Here is a 16340-nt window from a genome sequence, read left to right on the forward strand (position 1 = left end):
CCACGACACGCTATGGCTGGGCTGTGATCTCTACGCCCCCGGCGAACGGGAGCCGGGCGCTCAGGGAGGGCCTCGGGTCCGTGAATACGCTGGGCTCATGCCTCGTCCCCGTCCGCTCGTGATCGGCCACCGCGGCGCCCCCGGGTACCGCCCGGAGCACTCGCGCTCGTCGTACGACCTCGCCCTCGAGCTCGGGGTGGACGCGGTCGAGCCCGACATCGTCGCGACGCGCGACGGCGTCCTGGTCGTCCGGCACGAGAACGAGATCTCGGGCACCACGAACGTGGCCGACCGCCCGGAGTTCGCCGACCGCCGCACCACCAAGACGGTCGACGGCGTGAAGCTCACGGGCTGGTTCACGGAGGACTTCACGTGGGAGGAGCTGTCGACCCTGACGACGCGCGAGCGGATCCCGCAGATCCGTCCGCGCAGCGCGACGTTCGACGACGCGCAGCCCGTCCTGCGGCTGACCGACGTGCTGGATCTCGTGCGGGAGACGTCGCTCGCGCAGGGGCGCGAGATCGGCGTGGTGCTGGAGATCAAGCACGCGACGTACTTCTCCTCCGTCGGCCTCGACCTGGTGCCGCTGATCGAGGCCGACCTGCGCGCCACGGGATGGGCGACCGGCGAGCTGCCGCTCACGATCGAGGCGTTCGAGTCGACCGTGCTGCATCGGCTGCGGGAGCGCGGCGTGCCGGCGACCTACATCTACCTGCTCGAGGCGAAGGGCAGGCCGTTCGACCTGATCGCGGCGCGCGGCGACGCGGCCCCCACGTACGCGGCGACCGCGCGGCCGCGGGGCCTGGACCAGCTGGTCGGCAGGGTCGACGGCATCAGCGTCGATAAGCGGATGATCCTCGCCCCGGATCGCCTGGGCCGCGCGACGGGCCCTTCGCCGGTGGTCGCCGACGCGCACGAGCGCGGCCTGCAGGTGTACACGTGGACCGCCCGCCCGGAGAACGCGTTCCTCACCCCGGAGTTCCGCACGAAGGGCGGCAAGGCGGCGTACGGCGACTACGAGGCCGAGTGGGACGTCATCCGCCGCTCCGGCGTCGACGGCGTGTTCGTGGATCACCCGGACCTCGGGATGGCCTTCTTCCGCGAGTAGGCGCCGGCTCAGTCGATGCAGGGCGGGAAGCCGCCCTCCGGCTGCCGGTGCGTCAGGAAGAGGTCGATCCGGCCGTCGGGCACCTCGTCGCCCGAGGCGAAGGCCCAGCTGATCGCGAGCGACGCGCCGTCCGCGTCGCGCCGCTCCCAGGTGACGCCGCCGCCCCCGCCGAACGAGGGGTGGGTGTACGGGCCGCGGATCGCCGCCACCTCGGCGTTCGCCGTGCCGAGCCGGATGCCGTCCGCGGTCCGCGGGCCGGAGGCCGGGGCGTCCCGTCCCTCGGTGAGCTGGAGGCCGATCGTCTGCGCGGGGCGCGGACGTCGGTTCGGCCGCGGGCGCGTCCGGGGTCGGCTCCGGGGTCGGCTCCGTGGCGGTCGGCTCCGGGGTCGCGGACGGCGATCCGGATGGCGCGGCTCCGGCGCCGACGGGCGTCGCGCACGCCGGCAGCAGCAGGACGAGGGCGAACGCGGTCGCGAGACCGGCGCGTGTGCGGTTCATGGCGTTCCCTTGCGGTGCGGGGCCCCGGCGGGGCCGTTCAACAGGTATTGCACCGGGGGAGCGCCGTGCTTCGCATGCGCCGGTATCGCTTGCGTAACGGGTCGCGCACTGTGGGCGGGCCCAGCTCGGTGTCGGCCGCGCCGCCTAGACTCGAAGGGCCATGACCGACGCCCCCACCCCCATCATCGTCAGCGGCGGATCCGGTCCCCAGGGCCCCCGATCCAGCGCCGACGAGCTGCTCGACGGCCTCAACCCGCAGCAGCGCGAGGCGGTCGAGTACCGCGGCCCCGCCCTCCTGATCGTGGCGGGCGCCGGATCCGGCAAGACCCGCGTGCTGACCCACCGCATCGCGTCGCTGCTGCGCAGCCGCGAGGCGTGGCCGAGCCAGATCCTCGCGATCACGTTCACCAACAAGGCCGCCGGCGAGATGCGCGAGCGCGTCGAGCAGCTGGTCGGCGACAGCGCGCGCGGCATGTGGATCTCGACGTTCCACTCGGCCTGCGTGCGCATCCTGCGCCGCGAGGCGGACCAGTTCGGCTTCACCAAGGCGTTCACGATCTACGACTCGGGCGACTCCCGCGCGCTCATCAAGCGGCTCGTCAAGGAGCACGAGGCCGACGCGCTCGGCCTCACGCCGGCCGCGGTGCAGTCGAAGATCTCCAAGCTCAAGAACGAGCTGGCCGACGCCGAGTCGTACGCGCGCGACGCGAACATGAGCGACCCCGTCGAGCGGATGTTCGTGGAGCTGTTCGCGGACTACCAGCGGCAGCTGCAGCGGGCGAACGCGTTCGACTTCGACGACCTGATCGCGCAGACCGTGTACCTGTTCCGCGCGTTCCCGCAGGTGGCCGACGTCTACCGCAAGCGGTTCCGGCACATCCTGGTCGACGAGTACCAGGACACCAACCACGCGCAGTACGCGCTCATCCACGAGCTGACGCGGCCCGTCTCGTCGCAGACGGATGTCGGCGGCGGCATGCTCGCGCTCATGGACGAGGCCGAGGGCGCCTCGCTCACGGTGGTCGGCGACTCGGATCAGTCGATCTACGCGTTCCGCGGGGCGGACATCCGCAACATCAGCGAGTTCGAGCGCGACTTCCCGGGCGCCAAGGTCGTGCTGCTCGAGCAGAACTACCGCTCGACGCAGAACATCCTGACGGCGGCGAACTCGGTCATCCGGAACAACTTCGACCGCAAGGAAAAGCGCCTCTGGAGCGACCAGGGCGACGGCGAGAAGGTCGTCGGCTTCACCGGCTACTCGCAGCACGACGAGGCGCAGTTCGTGGCCGACGAGATCGAGGCGCTGCGCCGCAAGGGCGTCGACTACGGCCAGATGGCGGTGTTCTACCGCACCAACTCGCAGTCCCGGGCACTGGAGGAGATCTTCATCCGCTCGGCCGTGCCGTACAAGATCATGGGCGGCACGAAGTTCTACGAGCGCCAGGAGATCAAGGACGCGCTCGCGTACCTCGTGGCGGTCGCCAACCCGGCCGACGAGATGGCGCTGCGCCGCATCATCAACAAGCCGCGGCGCGGCATCGGAGACGTGACGGTCGAGACCATCTCGTCGTTCGCGGAGCGGCACGGCATCACGTTCCGCGACGCGCTCGGGCACTACGCAGACCTCGGGTTCGGGCCGAAGATCCAGGGCGCGATCGCGCAGCTGCACAACGTGCTGGTCGAGGCGCAGGAGATCCTGCTGCCCTCGTCGGGCGAGCAGCCCGAGCCGATCTCGGTCGCCGAGGGCCTGCAGGTGCTGCTGAACAAGACCGGGTATCTGGATGCGCTGCGCGCGAGCCGCGACCCGCAGGACGAGGCCCGCGTCGAGAACCTCGACGAGCTCGTCGCCGTGACGCGCGAGTTCGCGCGGAACAACCCCGAGGGCACCGTGCTCGACTTCCTCACCGAGGTCGCGCTGGTCGCCGACAGCGACGACCTCGACGACGAGTCGGGATCGGTGTCGCTCATGACGCTGCACACCGCGAAGGGCCTCGAGTTCGACACCGTGTTCCTCACGGGCGTCGAGGAGGACCTCATCCCGCACCGCATCTCGGCGAACGAGCCGGGCGGCCCGCAGGAGGAGCGTCGGCTGTTCTACGTCGGCATCACGCGCGCCCGCAAGCGCCTGTACCTGTCGCTCGCCATGACGCGCGCGCAGTTCGGCGAGGTGTCGGTCGCGATGCCCAGCCGGTTCCTGCAGGAGATCCCGGTCGACCTGATCGACTGGCGCCAGTCGCCCGGCGACGTCAACTCGCGCGGCGGCACGCAGTCGCGCGCGCTGAACGCGCGGCGGCCCGGCGGGTCGGACCGCTGGGGCGTCAAGCCTCTCGGGCCGGGCTCGGGCCTCAAGCCGAAGTCGACCGCGATGGACAAGTTCCCCGGCATGGTCACCAACAAGGTGCGCGACAACGGCGACCTCGAGCTCGCGCCGGGCGACCGCATCCGGCACGACGACTTCGGCGAGGGTCGCGTCGACGCCGTCACGGGCGAGGGCGCCAAGCGCATCGCCCACGTCCGCTTCGACTCGGCGGGCGCCAAGAAGCTCCTGATCAAGATCGCCCCGATCACCAAGCTTTGACGCGGTGCGGATCAATGCCGCGAAGCGGCGTCGATGCGCGCGCTACGCGGGGACGTCGACGATCCGGGTCGCCCCTCGCTCGGGCGTGAGGGCGCCGGCCGTCCACGCGGCGGCCGCATCGGCCAGGTCGGGCAGCGCGTCGGCCGGGAGCCAGACGCGCAGGGTCGCCTGCCCCGCGTAGTCGGTGTCGCCCAGGGTGCCGCCGTGGCCGGCCGCCCAGTCGCGCAGCAGGTTGTCCAGGCGGCCGGCGTCGGCGTGATCCACCGTGAGCAGCGCCTCGGTGAGCTCGCGGCGCTCGACGAGCTGAGCGGCGTCCAGGCACTCGGACACCGCGGACGAGTACGCGCGCACGAGCCCGCCCGCGCCGAGCTTGATGCCGCCGAAGTACCGGGTCACCACCACGACGAGGTCGGTCAGCCGCCGCTGCCGCAGCACCTCGAGCATCGGCACGCCCGCCGTGCCCGAGGGCTCGCCGTCGTCGTTCGACCGCGCCTGCTCGCCGCGCAGCCCGGTGATCATCGCCGTGCAGTTGTGGCTGGCATCCCAGTGCCGCTTCCGGATATCCGCGATCACGGCCTCGGCCTCCGCGACGGATGCCACGGGCGCCGCGTGCGTCAGGAACCGCGACTTCCTGATCTCCAGCTCGTGCGAGATGGGGCGCGCGATCGTCGACGGGAAGGTGGGCATCCTGCCACGCTACCCAGCGCGGCCGCGCGACGTTGCGCATCGGCACGGGGAGCGCAACCCCCTGAGGCCGCCGCGGGCGGCACGTAGGCTGAGCGCATGGGACTGTTCTCCAGGAAGAAGAAGAGCGACGACCAGACGGCCGCCGAGGCTTCCGCCGAGGACAGCGCGGTCGAATCGCAGGCCCCGGCTCCGGAGGCCCCGGGCGACGCGGCCGAGGCGCAGGCACCCGCGGCAGAGGCGTCCGAGGCGCCCGCCGCGGACGCGGCGCCGCAGGTCGGCATCTCGATGTCGTCGTTCCGCGGACTGGGCGGGCCCGCCGGGCCCGAGGTCGCGCCGCCGCCCGCCGACCAGCCGCGCCGCGACCCGAGCATCCCGACCCCGAACGACACCCTGAAGCCCGGCACGGCCAAGCCGGCCGCCCCCGCGCCGCGCGAGCTGCCGCTGGCGCCGGCCGCGCCGCCCGAGAAGCTCGAGACGGTCCCCGGCCTGCGCGACAACGCGCTGCTGCGCGACGCGCTCGCGGCGCTGCCCGCGAACCCGACGGGCGCGCAGCTGATCGGCGTCGTGCGGCAGATGATGCACGGCCACCTGTTCCTGCGCGTGCAGGGCAATGCGCGCGAGCAGCTGCAGCAGGGCGACGGGCGCCTGTCGTTCGGCATCGCGCGCGACGGCGACCGCACCTACATGCTCGTGTTCAGCTCGGGCAAGGCGCTGCACGACGCGGTGCGGGCCGACGGCGACGCCTCCACGTCGGCGGTCGGCCAGCCGGTCGGCGCCATCCTGAAGCACCTGGTCGAGCAGGACTTCGCGGGCATCATCGTCGACAACAACTCGGCGCCGGCGCGAGCCGTGCTGCCGCGCGAGGTGCTCGTGCGGGCGCTCGAGCAGGCCGACCCGGCCATGCGCCTGAAGGCCGCGATCGCCGCGCCGCGCGAGGCCGACACCCCGCACCGCATCGCGACGCTGCTCTCCGAGGGCGTGCCGCTGTGGGTCGCGATCGGCAAGGCACCGCAGGACGAGGGCAAGCTCGGGATCGCCGAGGCGCGCCTCGCCGACGGCACGCGGCTGCTGCAGGTGTACTCGCACCCGCTCGAGGTCGCCGCGCAGGGCCGCGAGGAGCGCGCCCTGCCGCTCTCGGTCGCGAAGATCGGGCAGATCCTGCGCGACCACGAGGCAGTCGGCGGGATCATCATCGACCCCGCGGGCCCGCTCATGACGCTCACGCGCGAGGAGCTCGCGCCCGTCATCGCGCTCGCCGCCGAGGCCGATCGCGCCGACGCGGAGCGCAAGGCCGGCGCCGAGCAGGCCGGGGAGTCGGCGCAGACGGCCGAGCCGGCGTCCGCGCCCGACGCCCCGGCATCCGACGCCGACGGCGACTGAGCCACCGCCCCCGGCCTCACAACACGTGTCGTCACCGGGGACACGCGATCTGAGCGCGCGGACGACGTGTCGCCGCTCACAGCACGTGTTGTCAGGGGCCGAGGTCAACCCCGTACCGCGCGGGGCGCTCCTCTGCGTAGGGTGACGGCATGGCGTCCGAACGCATCACGCTGACCATCCCCGGACCGGACGGCGACCGCGAGGTGGGGCTCTCGAGCCCGAACCGCGTGCTGTGGCCCGAGCTCGGCATCACCAAGCGCGAGCTCGCCGACTACGCGGTGACGGTGAGCGAGGCGTTCCTCGCGCACAACGGCCATCGGCCCGTGTCGCTCGAGCGCTACCCCGACGACGTCGGGGGCGAGATGTTCTTCTCCAAGAACCCGCCCAAGGGCACGCCGTCGTTCGTCGAGGCCGAGACCGTCACCTACAACAGCGGGCGGCGGCATCCGCAGATCGTCCTCACGGAGCCCGCCGCGATCGTGTGGGCCGTGCAGATGAACACGGTCGTGTTCCACCCCTGGGCGTCGCGCGTGCCGGTGACCGACAACCCGGTCGAGCTGCGCATCGACCTCGACCCGCAGCCCGGCACGGGCGTGAAGGAGGCCATCCCGGCCGCGCACGCGCTGCGCGAGGTGCTGCGCGAGGCGGGACTCGAGGCGTGGATCAAGACCAGCGGCAACCGCGGGCTCCACGTGTTCTGCCCGATCGTGCCGGAGTGGGAGTTCCTCGACGTGCGTCACGCCGTGATCGCGGCGGGCCGCGAGCTGGAGCGCCGGATGCCGGATCGCGTCACCACGGCCTGGTGGAAGGAGGAGCGCGGCGAGCGCGTGTTCGTCGACTTCAACCAGGCCAACCGCGACCGCACGATGGCGGGCGCCTACAGCCCCCGCGCGCTGCCGCACGCCCCGGTCTCGACGCCGCTCCACTGGGACGAGGTCGACGACGTCGACCCGAAGCGGTTCACGGTGCGCACCATCCCGGAGCGGCTGGCGCAGGGCGATCCGTGGGCGGGCATCCAGGACAGTCCCGGCCGCATCGACACGCTGCTCCAGTGGTGGGAGCGCGACCTCGAGAACGGGCTCGGTGAGATGCCGTTCCCGCCCGAGTTCCCCAAGATGCCGGGGGAGCCGCCGCGCGTGCAGCCCAGCAAGAAGGTCGCCGAGAACTGGGACGCCGAGGGTAATCGGATCGGCGACTGACCGGCGGTGCCGCGTCAGCCGTCGCTGCGGCGGCGGTGCGGCCAGTGCGGGTGCTCCTCGCCCGGGGGCCGCTTGTTCGCGCGGCGCACGGCCCGCGGCGGCTTGCCGCCCAGGTACGAGGCGGCGGAGTCGACCAGGAACCCCTTGGCGAGCAGCTCGCGGCCGACGAGCATCCGGAAGCCCATGGCGTCGCGGCGCGTCAGCGTGATCTCGGTCGGGATGACCTGGTCGTGCAGGCGCACATCCAGCAGCACGACGACCCGCTTCTCGGCGTGGCCCGACGAGCTGCGCACGCGGCGCCGGTCATGCACGGGCAGCTCGAGCTTGACGGCGTCGTCCGCGCTGCGCTGCCACGGGTGCACCTCGAAGCGCACCCACGAGGCGCCGCCGCGCGTGAACTCCTTCATGCCGAACGCGTGCAGCGACGACGTCTGCGCGCCGGTGTCGACCTTGGCCTTGAGCCACTCGATCCCGACGCCGGGAAGACCCACCCACTCGCGCCATCCCACGAGGGCGTGCGTCGGCACGCTCTCCGACGGGGGAAGATGAGTGGACACGCCCCCATCCAATCAGGAACCACAGGATCCCCACGTGAAGATCGCCATCTTGTCGCGCGCTCCGCGCGCCTACAGCACCCAGCGCCTCAAGGCCGCGGCCCTCGATCGCGGCCACGAGGTCAAGGTGCTGAACACCCTGCGGTTCGCGATCGATCTGTCCAGCGATGATCCGGACCTGCAGTACCGGGGGCGCCGTCTGTCGGAGTACGACGCGATCATCCCGCGCATCGGCAACTCGATCACCTACTACGGCACGGCCGTCGTGCGGCAGTTCGAGCAGATGGACGTCTACACGCCCAACACCGCCAACGGCATCGCGAACTCGCGCGACAAGCTGCGCGCCAACCAGATCATGTCGCGGCACGGCATCGCCATGCCCGCGACCGCGTTCGTGCGCAACCGCGCCGACGTGATCCCCGCGATCGAGCGCGTCGGCGGCGCACCCGTCGTGATCAAGCTGCTCGAGGGCACGCAGGGGATCGGCGTGATCCTCGCGCCCGAGATCAAGGTGGCCGAGGCGATCGTCGAGACGCTGCAGTCGGCGCGGCAGAACGTGCTGATCCAGCGGTTCATCAAGGAGTCCAAGGGCCGCGACATCCGCGCGCTCGTCGTGGGCGACCGCGTCGTGGCGGCCATGCGCCGCTCGGCCAAGGGCGACGAGTTCCGCTCGAACGTGCACCGCGGCGGATCCGTGGAGCGCGTCGAGCTGGACGAGGAGTACGAGCGCACCGCGGTGCGCGCCGCGCAGATCATGGGCCTCAAGGTCGCCGGTGTGGACATGCTCGAGTCGGACGAGGGTCCGCTCGTCATGGAGGTCAACTCCTCGCCGGGCCTCGAGGGCATCGAGACCGCGACGAAGCTCGACGTGGCCGGCGCGATCGTCGACTACATCGCGAACCAGGTCGCGTTCCCGCAGATCGACGTGCGCGAGCGCCTGTCGGTCTCCACCGGCTACGGCGTGGCCGAGCTCGTCGTGCACGGCGACGCCGACCTGGTCGGCAAGAAGCTCGCCGACTCCGGCCTGCGCGAGCGGGACATCACGGTGCTCACGCTGCACCGCGGCCCGCAGGTGATCCCGAACCCGAAGGGCTCGTACATCCTGGAGTCCGAGGACCGGCTGCTCTGCTGGGGCAAGCTCGAGGAGATGCGCTCGATGATCCCCGAGCGCCCGAAGCGCCGCCCGCGCGTCAAGAAGCTCCCGAAGCACCCCCTGCCCCACGACGACTGAGCCCGACCCCCGGTCGTTGAGCGGAGGCGCGCCAGCGCCGGAGTCGAAACGTGGCCGGATCATCCCGGCCGGCTGGGGAGCATCAGCGCGTTTCGACTCCGCTTCGCTCCGCTCAACGACCGGGTGCTCCCCTGAGGTCGTTGAGCGGAGGCGCGCCAGCGCCGGAGTCGAAACGTGGCCGGATCATCCCGGCCGGCTGGGGAGCATCAGCGCGTTTCGACTCCGCTTCGCTCCGCTCAACGACCGGGCCCTCGGGCATCGAGAGTCGTGCGAGCGAAGCGAGCGTGGAGCGAAGCGACCCCCGCAGCGTGCGAGACGTCCCTAGAAAGAACTGATCACGTCGGCGAGGTCGTACTTCGCGGGGATCTCGAGCTGGTCGAAGCGGCAGGAGGCGGGGTCGCGGTCGGGGCGCCAGCGCTCGAACTGCACCGTGTGGCGGAAGCGGGCGAAGCGCGAGGGATCGCCCTCGAGCTGGTCGTAGCGCACCTCGAGCACGCGCTCCGGGCGCAGCGGCACGAACGAGACGTCCTTGCTCGCCGAGAAGCGGCTGCGCTCGCCCTCGCGCCGCAGGATCTCGCCGGACTCGCCGCGCTCCACGAGCGGCTCGAGCTCGTCGATCAGCTCCAGGCGGCGCTTGTCGCTGAACGCCGAGACGCCGCCCACGTTGTGCAGCGTCCCCGACGCGTCGTGCAGCCCGACCAGCAGCGATCCGACCCCGCGCCCGCTCTTGTGGACGCGGTACCCGACCGCCACGACGTCGGCCGTGCGGGCGTGCTTGACCTTGAGCATGGTGCGCTTGTTCGGCGCGTACGGCTGGTCGGCGGGCTTGGCGACCACCCCATCCAGGCCCGCGCCCTCGAACTGCTCGAGCCAGCGCTGCGCGAGCTCCGGGTCCTCGGTCGTGCGCGTCAGGTGCACCGGATGCGGCGCATCCTGCAGCAGCTCCTCGAGGCGCGCGCGGCGCTCGCGGAAGGGCAGGTCCATGAGCGACTCGTCGCCGACCGACAGCAGGTCGAACGCGATCAGCATCGCCGGGGTCTCGGTCGACAGCTTCGCGATGCGCGACGCGGCGGGGTGGATGCGCTGCGAGAGCGTGTCCCACGACAGCCGCTGCGACCCCTCCGGGCCGACCGCGATCACGATCTCGCCGTCGATCAGGCACGGGCCGGGCAGGATGCGCGACAGCGCCTCGACCAGCTCGGGGAAGTACGGGGTCAGCGGCTTCGCGCCGCGCGAGCCGAGCTCGACGCTCTCGTCGTCCCACGACACCAGCACGCGGTACGTTGACTGAGCCCTGCTGCGGCGCGGGAGACGGTGAGGTGGTCGACCACGATCGCCGTGAGTGCCCACCCGATCCCGCCGCGGGAGATCTTCGCCCTCGGCGCCGCCGCCTTCGACGTGTCCTGCCGCCAGGTCCGGCGGCAGTGCGTGCACCGGTAGCGGCGCACCCGGACCAGCAGCGTCGTCGGCCGATGCCCGAACGGCTCATGCGCCAGCGGCCGCGTCACCGTGTCACGCGGCACGCCCTCCGCGCCGCACTTCCGACACCACGGGTCGTCCTCGACGACGCGGCACTCCAGCACCGCCCGATCAGGCTCGAGCAGCTGCCCGACGGCTTGAAGGCCGAGCTCGTCAAGACGGCAGAACGTGGTCAGGTCAGGGGTCGCGAACGTAGGGTGGTGCAAGTCGAGGTCTTCCGGCGGATGGTGAGCGTGAGAACTTCCATCCTGGAAGACCTCGACGCCTATCCGCGAACCAGCCGGCGGTCCCGGGCTACACCCTCAACTGCGAAGAGCCGCGAAATGCCGCTTCCTGGACGTGGACCCGCGACAGAGCCCGCGCCTTGAAGAGATGGCGGTCAACGCCGAGGGACGTCTCGAGGAAGCCAGACGGCACGTCTGGCTCGGCGAGGTAGCCGCCCTCGAGGAGAGCTTGGTGCACATCCGTCGACGCCGAGACGAGGCTCTTGCCAAGCAGCGCGCCAGCGAAGCGGTTCCGGGCAGCTGAGTATCGCGACGAAAGCTGCAGATGCGGCCAGGATGTTTCCATGGACCTGCCAGTGATGCCGCCCGTAGCGCCGATGCTCGCTAAAGCGGTCTCGTCGATCCCCGATCTGGGGCACGTCGAGCCCAAATGGGATGGATTCAGGACCATAGTCTTCCGCGACGGCGACGAGATCATCCTTGGCAGCCGCAACGAGAAGCCCATGACCCGCTATTTCCCCGAGCTGGTCGAGGCACTGAAGAACCACGACGCCCGAACGGTGCGTGCTGGACGGAGAGATCGTCATCATCCGCGGTGAGCGGTTGGACTTCGATCTGCTGCAGCAACGCATTCACCCTGCAGCCAGCCGCGTCAAGCTTCTCGCTGCGCAATCGCCGGCATCCTTCATCGCGTTCGACCTCCTCGCCGAGGAGGACGACGACCTCATGGCGCTTCCTTTTGGAGAGCGCCGTCAGCGGCTCGAGGATGCGCTCGTCGATGCCGACGCTCCCATCCACCTGACTCCGAAGACGTCCGAGCTCTCCCGCGCGCAGGACTGGTTCACCCGGTTCGAGGGCGCTGGATTGGATGGTGTCGTCGCCAAGCCGCTCGATGCCGTGTACCAGCCGGATAAGCGAGTGATGTTCAAGGTGAAGCACGAGCGCACAGCCGACTGCGTGGTCGCCGGTTACAGGCTTCACAAGAGCTCGACACCGAGCAAGCCGCTCCTCGGGTCACTCCTGCTCGGACTTTACGACGGCGGGCGACTCCAGCATGTTGGCGTCTCCGCTTCGTTCACGACAGCGCGGCGGGCGGCGCTGATCGAGGAACTGAAGCACCTGGAGGCCGGCACGGACGACCATCCGTGGGTGCAGCCCGGCGCTGCTGGAACTGCGACGGAAGACCGGATGCCGGGCACTCAAAGCCGGTGGAGCCAGGGCAAAGACCTCTCCTTCGTCCCGCTTCGCCCCGAACTGGTCGTCGAAGTGGCGTACGACCACATGCAGGGAGACCGGTTCCGACACACGGCCAGGTTCCGGCGGTGGCGTCCGGACCGAGACCCGACGACATGCACGTACGAGCAGCTCGAGAAGCCGGTCGATTTTCGCCTCACGGAGGTGCTTAACACCACCCCTAATCGTTGAGCCGCTCGAGGATGTCCTTCATCTGGTCGATCTCCTCCTGCTGGGACTGAACGATCTGCTCACACAGCGTGACGATCTCGGAGTCGGTGATGTTGGACTGCTCGCAGACGAGGATCGCGCGGGAGTGGTGCGGGATCATCGACCGCAGGAACTGGTCATCCCCGACGAATGCTTCTGCTCGGCCCATGAGGAACGCCACCACGAACAGCGCGGCGAAGCCGACGAGCAGTCCGATGTTGAGTGGCTTGTTGGGGAACATCTTCCACATCACGGCGATCATGATGATCCCCATCGGGAACACCATCATCAGCGCCATGTAGAGGTTGCTGATGTTGGGCAGGAAGTCGGCGAAGACGTTGATCATCGCGAAGGTGAGCAGGTACATCACGATGAAGCTGAGTGCGAGGGAGATGGCGAGCTTGCCGTAGCTCGCCATCCCCCCGTGCTGCATCTCGCCCTGCTTCGAGTGCGGCATGCCCTCGTGCTCGGAGTGGTGCCCGGCCTGGCTCACAGTGCCCCCAACAGCTCCGCGCACGCCTGCTCGCAGCGGCGGCAGGCCTCGGCGCACACCCGGCAGTGCTCGTGCATCTGGGCGTGCGTCTCGCACTCGGCCGCGCACGACGCACAGGCCGCGCGGCATGCCTCGAGCTGGGCGCGCAGGACGTCGGTGTTCGAGCCGGTCTGGCGCGACAGGACCGCGGCGGTCGTCGCGCAGACGTCGGCGCAGTCGAGGTTCTTGCGGATGCACGCGGTCAGGTCAGCCACCATCTCTTCGCTCAGGCAGGCATCTGCGCACGCGGTGCACGCCTGGGCGCACTCCACGCACGCCTCGATACAGCGCACCAAGGCCGCGGTGTCGGCGCCGGCGCCCGCCCGGGGGTGAGTGGTCAGCATCTGCTCTGCAACAGTCATATCGTCCTCCTTCTCCTCGATCGGGGCGCTTCCCCGACCCTCGGCACGGTAGGGCCTCGGCACAGATTCCCCCACCGGGTTGCATACCCCGTGGGGGTATGTATCATTGGCGCGTGCACGGGTACGCGGACAACAAGGAAGCGCTGCTGAAGAGGCTGCGCCGCGCGGAGGGACAGGTCGCGGGGATCGGGCGGATGGTCGAGAACGACGACTACTGCATCGACATCCTCACGCAGGTCTCCGCAGCGACGAAGGCCCTCGAAGCGGTGGCACTGTCGCTGCTCGGCGACCACCTCAGCCACTGCGTGGCCGAGGCGACCGCGCAGGGCGGGCCGGTCGCGGAGGAGAAGATCCGCGAAGCCAACGCCGCCATCGCGCGCCTGGTGCGCTCGTGAACCACGTCACCGGAAGGACATCATCATGACGATCGAACGAGTCGAGCTGGGTCTCAAGGACGCCGGCGTCGGATGCGCCTGCTGCGCCGCCCCGAGCGCCTCGACGACGCAACAGCTGCCCGTGGAAGCGGGACTGTCGGCCACGCTGCTGGTGGAGGGGATGACGTGCGCGCACTGCATTGCCAGCGTCACCGAAGAGCTGTCCGCGGTTCCCGGCGTGGACGACGTGTCGGTCGCGCTCACCGCGGGCGGCACCTCGACCGTCACGGTCCGAAGCTCCGCTCCCGTCGACGCCGATGCGCTGCGCGTCGCCGTCGCTGAGGCCGGCTACACCGTCAGCGACGCCTGACACGGCCGAGCATCCACCCACTCCTGCCCTCCCGGCCGTCCAGCGGCGGCAACTCGCAGAGGAGGCTCCGATGAGCCAGCACGATCACACCATGCACGGGCACACCGGCCACAACCGCGCCGGACACGACAGCACCACGGAGCACACGGATCCCGAGGCAACCGCCGAGGGTATGCGCGAAGCCGTCGCGACCGAACCGGCAGCGCACGGCAGCCAGGACCACAGCGGTCACGATCAAGCGGAGCACAATCACGGCGCGCATCCCGGTCAAGCCGCGCACGCTGGTCATGGCGGGCACGTCGGCCATGGCGGGCATGCCGGTCACGGTGATCACGTGGGGCAGTTCCGCCGCCTGTTCTGGATCATGCTCGCCCTCGCCGTGCCGGTGGTGGCGTTCTCGAGCATGTTCGCCATGCTGCTCGGGTACGCGCTGCCCGACGCCGCATGGGTGAGCTGGATCTCACCCGTGCTCGGCACGGTGATGTACGTGTGGGGCGGTGCGCCCTTCCTCACCGGCGCGGTCAGCGAGCTGCGCACCCGCAAGCCCGGGATGATGCTGCTGATCGGTCTGGCCATCACGGTCGCGTTCCTGGCTTCGTGGGGCGCGAGCCTGGGCGTCCTGCACCATGAGCTCGACTTCTGGTGGGAGCTCGCGCTGCTGATCGTCATCATGCTGCTGGGGCACTGGATCGAGATGCGCTCCCTTGCCCAGACGACGTCCGCGCTGGACTCCCTCGCCGCGCTGCTGCCGGACGAGGCCGAGCGCATCGAGGGCGACACCACCGTCACCGTCGCCCCCGCCGACCTGCGTGTCGGGGACGTCGTGGTGGTCCGCCCGGGCGGCCGCGTGCCCGCAGACGGGCGGGTCGTGCAGGGCTCCGCGAGCATGGACGAGGCCATGATCACCGGCGAATCCCGCCCGGTCCGCCGCTCCGAGGGCGACCAGGTCGTCGCCGGCACCGTCGCGACCGATTCGGGCCTGCGCGTGGAGATCACCGCGATCGGAGAGAACACCACCCTCGCCGGCATCCAGCGGCTGGTTGCCGAAGCGCAGAACTCCTCGTCCCGCGCGCAGCGAATCGCTGACCGCGCCGCGGCGCTGCTGTTCTGGTTCGCCCTGATCGCAGGCGTCATCACCGCGCTGGTATGGACGCTGCTGGGCCTCCCAGATCAGGCCGTGGTCCGCACCATCACCGTCCTCGTGATCGCCTGCCCCCACGCTCTGGGCCTGGCGATCCCGCTGGTGGTGTCCATCGCCACCGAGCGGGCCGCGCGCGGCGGAGTGCTCATCAAGGACCGGTTGGCGCTGGAGAGTATGCGCACCATCGACACGGTCCTGTTCGACAAGACCGGCACCCTGACGAAGGGCGCTCCGGCGGTCACCGCGGTGCACCCCGCCGGCGGGATCGACGCCGATCGGCTGCTCGCCCTCGCTGCGGCGGCCGAGGCGGACTCTGAGCACCCCCTGGCACGCGCGATCGTGAACGGCGCGAGCGAGAAGCGACTGGCGGTGCCGGGATCCTCCGGGTTCGAGTCCTCACCGGCGGTCGGCGTGCGCGCCACCGTCGACGGGCACCTGGTACAGGTCGGCGGCCCCTACCTGCTCGAGCAGGAGGGATCCGCCGAGTTGCCCGTCGCGGACGAGTGGCGCCGCGAGGGGGCGATCATCCTGCACATCCTGATCGACGGTCAGGTCGCCGGGGCGCTTCGCTTGGCCGATGAGATCCGCAGCGAGTCCCGGGAGGCGATCGAGGCGCTCCACGTCCGCGGCGTCCAGGTCGTGATGATCACCGGCGATGCGGAAGCGGTCGCCGCCTCTGTGGCCGAGGAGCTTGGCATCGACCGGTTCTTCGCCGGCGTGCGTCCCGAGGACAAGGCCTCCAAGGTCAAGCAGCTGCAGGAGGAGGGCCGCAAGGTCGTGATGGTCGGCGACGGCGTCAACGACGCTCCCGCCCTCGCCCAGGCCGACGTGGGTATAGCGATCGGTGCGGGCACCGACGTCGCGATCGCCTCTGCGGGTGTCATCCTCGCCAGCGACGACCCGCGATCGGTGTTGTCGGTGATGGAGCTGTCGCGGGCAAGCTACCGGAAGATGAAGCAGAACCTGTGGTGGGCTGCCGGTTACAACCTGATCGCCGTCCCGCTCGCCGCCGGGGTGCTCGCTCCGTTCGGGTTCGTGCTCCCGATGTCGGTCGGGGCGATCCTGATGTCGCTGTCGACGATCGTCGTCGCGCTGAACGCGCAGCTGTTGCGCCGGCTGGACATGCGCCCCGAGATCACCGCTGCAGCGGTCTTGCGTGGTGCCTGACAGGCGGGTTTCG

13 protein-coding genes and 3 pseudogenes are annotated in these 16340 nt (G+C 70.6%); 9 read left to right on the forward strand and 7 right to left on the reverse strand.

The genetic code is table 11. The features are described from left to right. Window positions 1–97 precede the first annotated feature (97 nt). Complete coding sequence (locus tag ACYVGN_RS13045) at window positions 98–1108, forward strand: glycerophosphodiester phosphodiesterase family protein (protein WP_055992360.1); 1011 nt, start codon at window positions 98–100, stop codon at window positions 1106–1108. A gap of 8 nt (window positions 1109–1116) precedes the next feature. Here the strand turns inward: ACYVGN_RS13045 and ACYVGN_RS13050 are convergent, their stop codons facing one another. Beyond that, window positions 1117–1317, reverse strand: coding sequence for a hypothetical protein (locus ACYVGN_RS13050; RefSeq protein ID WP_460791268.1), 201 nt, complete (start codon window positions 1315–1317; stop codon window positions 1117–1119). Window positions 1318–1766: 449 nt separating this feature from the next. Between ACYVGN_RS13050 and ACYVGN_RS13055 the strand changes: the two genes are divergently transcribed. Further along, window positions 1767–4184 carry an ATP-dependent helicase gene (locus ACYVGN_RS13055; protein ID WP_460791269.1) on the forward strand — a complete coding sequence of 806 codons (2418 nt, stop codon included), beginning with the start codon at window positions 1767–1769 and terminating at the stop codon, window positions 4182–4184. A 42-nt stretch (window positions 4185–4226) separates the two neighbouring features. On the opposite strand, the gene ACYVGN_RS13060 is transcribed toward ACYVGN_RS13055, so the two are convergent. After that, window positions 4227–4871 (reverse strand): YigZ family protein, encoded by a 645-nt coding sequence (locus ACYVGN_RS13060; RefSeq protein ID WP_460791271.1) that lies wholly within the window; start codon window positions 4869–4871, stop codon window positions 4227–4229. A 96-nt stretch (window positions 4872–4967) separates the two neighbouring features. On the opposite strand from ACYVGN_RS13060, the gene ACYVGN_RS13065 reads away from it, so the two are divergent. Together ACYVGN_RS13065 and ligD are read left to right on the forward strand one after the other, a co-directional pair. Then, window positions 4968–6251, forward strand: coding sequence for an SseB family protein (locus ACYVGN_RS13065; protein ID WP_460791273.1), 1284 nt, complete (start codon window positions 4968–4970; stop codon window positions 6249–6251). Between the two features lie 149 nt (window positions 6252–6400). Beyond that, window positions 6401–7450 carry a non-homologous end-joining DNA ligase gene (gene ligD, locus ACYVGN_RS13070; protein ID WP_460791275.1) on the forward strand — a complete coding sequence of 350 codons (1050 nt, stop codon included), beginning with the start codon at window positions 6401–6403 and terminating at the stop codon, window positions 7448–7450. A 14-nt stretch (window positions 7451–7464) separates the two neighbouring features. Here ligD and ACYVGN_RS13075 read toward each other — a convergent pair whose 3' ends face one another. After that, window positions 7465–8007, reverse strand: a complete 543-nt coding sequence (locus ACYVGN_RS13075) for an ATP-dependent zinc protease family protein (RefSeq protein ID WP_055992378.1) — start codon at window positions 8005–8007, stop codon at window positions 7465–7467. 34 nt (window positions 8008–8041) lie between these two features. On the opposite strand from ACYVGN_RS13075, the gene rimK reads away from it, so the two are divergent. Then, window positions 8042–9235, forward strand: coding sequence for a 30S ribosomal protein S6--L-glutamate ligase (rimK, locus tag ACYVGN_RS13080; protein ID WP_460791277.1), 1194 nt, complete (start codon window positions 8042–8044; stop codon window positions 9233–9235). Between the two features lie 321 nt (window positions 9236–9556). On the opposite strand, the pseudogene ACYVGN_RS13085 reads toward rimK, so the two are convergent. Further along, window positions 9557–10516 (reverse strand): annotated as a pseudogene (locus ACYVGN_RS13085) (ATP-dependent DNA ligase); the annotation flags it as partial. A gap of 8 nt (window positions 10517–10524) precedes the next feature. Then, window positions 10525–10920 (reverse strand): annotated as a pseudogene (locus ACYVGN_RS13090) (transposase family protein); the annotation flags it as partial. Between the two features lie 362 nt (window positions 10921–11282). On the opposite strand from ACYVGN_RS13090, the pseudogene ACYVGN_RS13095 reads away from it, so the two are divergent. Then, window positions 11283–12363: pseudogene (locus ACYVGN_RS13095) on the forward strand (ATP-dependent DNA ligase). On the opposite strand, the gene ACYVGN_RS13100 reads toward ACYVGN_RS13095, so the two are convergent. Both ACYVGN_RS13100 and ACYVGN_RS13105 read right to left on the reverse strand, forming a co-directional pair. Continuing rightward, entirely contained in the window at window positions 12353–12874 is a 522-nt protein-coding gene (locus tag ACYVGN_RS13100; RefSeq protein WP_460791279.1) for a DUF305 domain-containing protein, read from the reverse strand. The pseudogene ACYVGN_RS13095 and the gene ACYVGN_RS13100 overlap by 11 nt on opposite strands. After that, a complete protein-coding gene (locus tag ACYVGN_RS13105; protein WP_067027657.1) occupies window positions 12871–13275 on the reverse strand; it encodes a four-helix bundle copper-binding protein in 405 nt (134 codons plus the stop codon). The genes ACYVGN_RS13100 and ACYVGN_RS13105 overlap by 4 nt, the downstream gene beginning before the upstream one ends. 113 nt (window positions 13276–13388) lie before the next feature. On the opposite strand from ACYVGN_RS13105, the gene ACYVGN_RS13110 reads away from it, so the two are divergent. From ACYVGN_RS13110 to ACYVGN_RS13120, 3 genes are all read left to right on the forward strand, one after another. After that, on the forward strand, window positions 13389–13670 hold the full coding sequence (locus ACYVGN_RS13110) for a metal-sensitive transcriptional regulator (RefSeq protein ID WP_406917399.1): 282 nt from the start codon (window positions 13389–13391) through the stop codon (window positions 13668–13670). Window positions 13671–13695: 25 nt separating this feature from the next. Further along, the gene (locus tag ACYVGN_RS13115; RefSeq protein WP_067027614.1) at window positions 13696–14019 is read left to right on the forward strand and encodes a heavy-metal-associated domain-containing protein; all 324 of its coding nucleotides are present in this window, start codon (window positions 13696–13698) and stop codon (window positions 14017–14019) included. A gap of 172 nt (window positions 14020–14191) precedes the next feature. Beyond that, the gene (locus ACYVGN_RS13120) at window positions 14192–16327 is read left to right on the forward strand and encodes a heavy metal translocating P-type ATPase (RefSeq protein WP_083991031.1); all 2136 of its coding nucleotides are present in this window, start codon (window positions 14192–14194) and stop codon (window positions 16325–16327) included. The last annotated feature ends 13 nt before the right edge of the window (window positions 16328–16340 follow it).

The organism is Microbacterium lacusdiani (assembly GCF_054779895.1).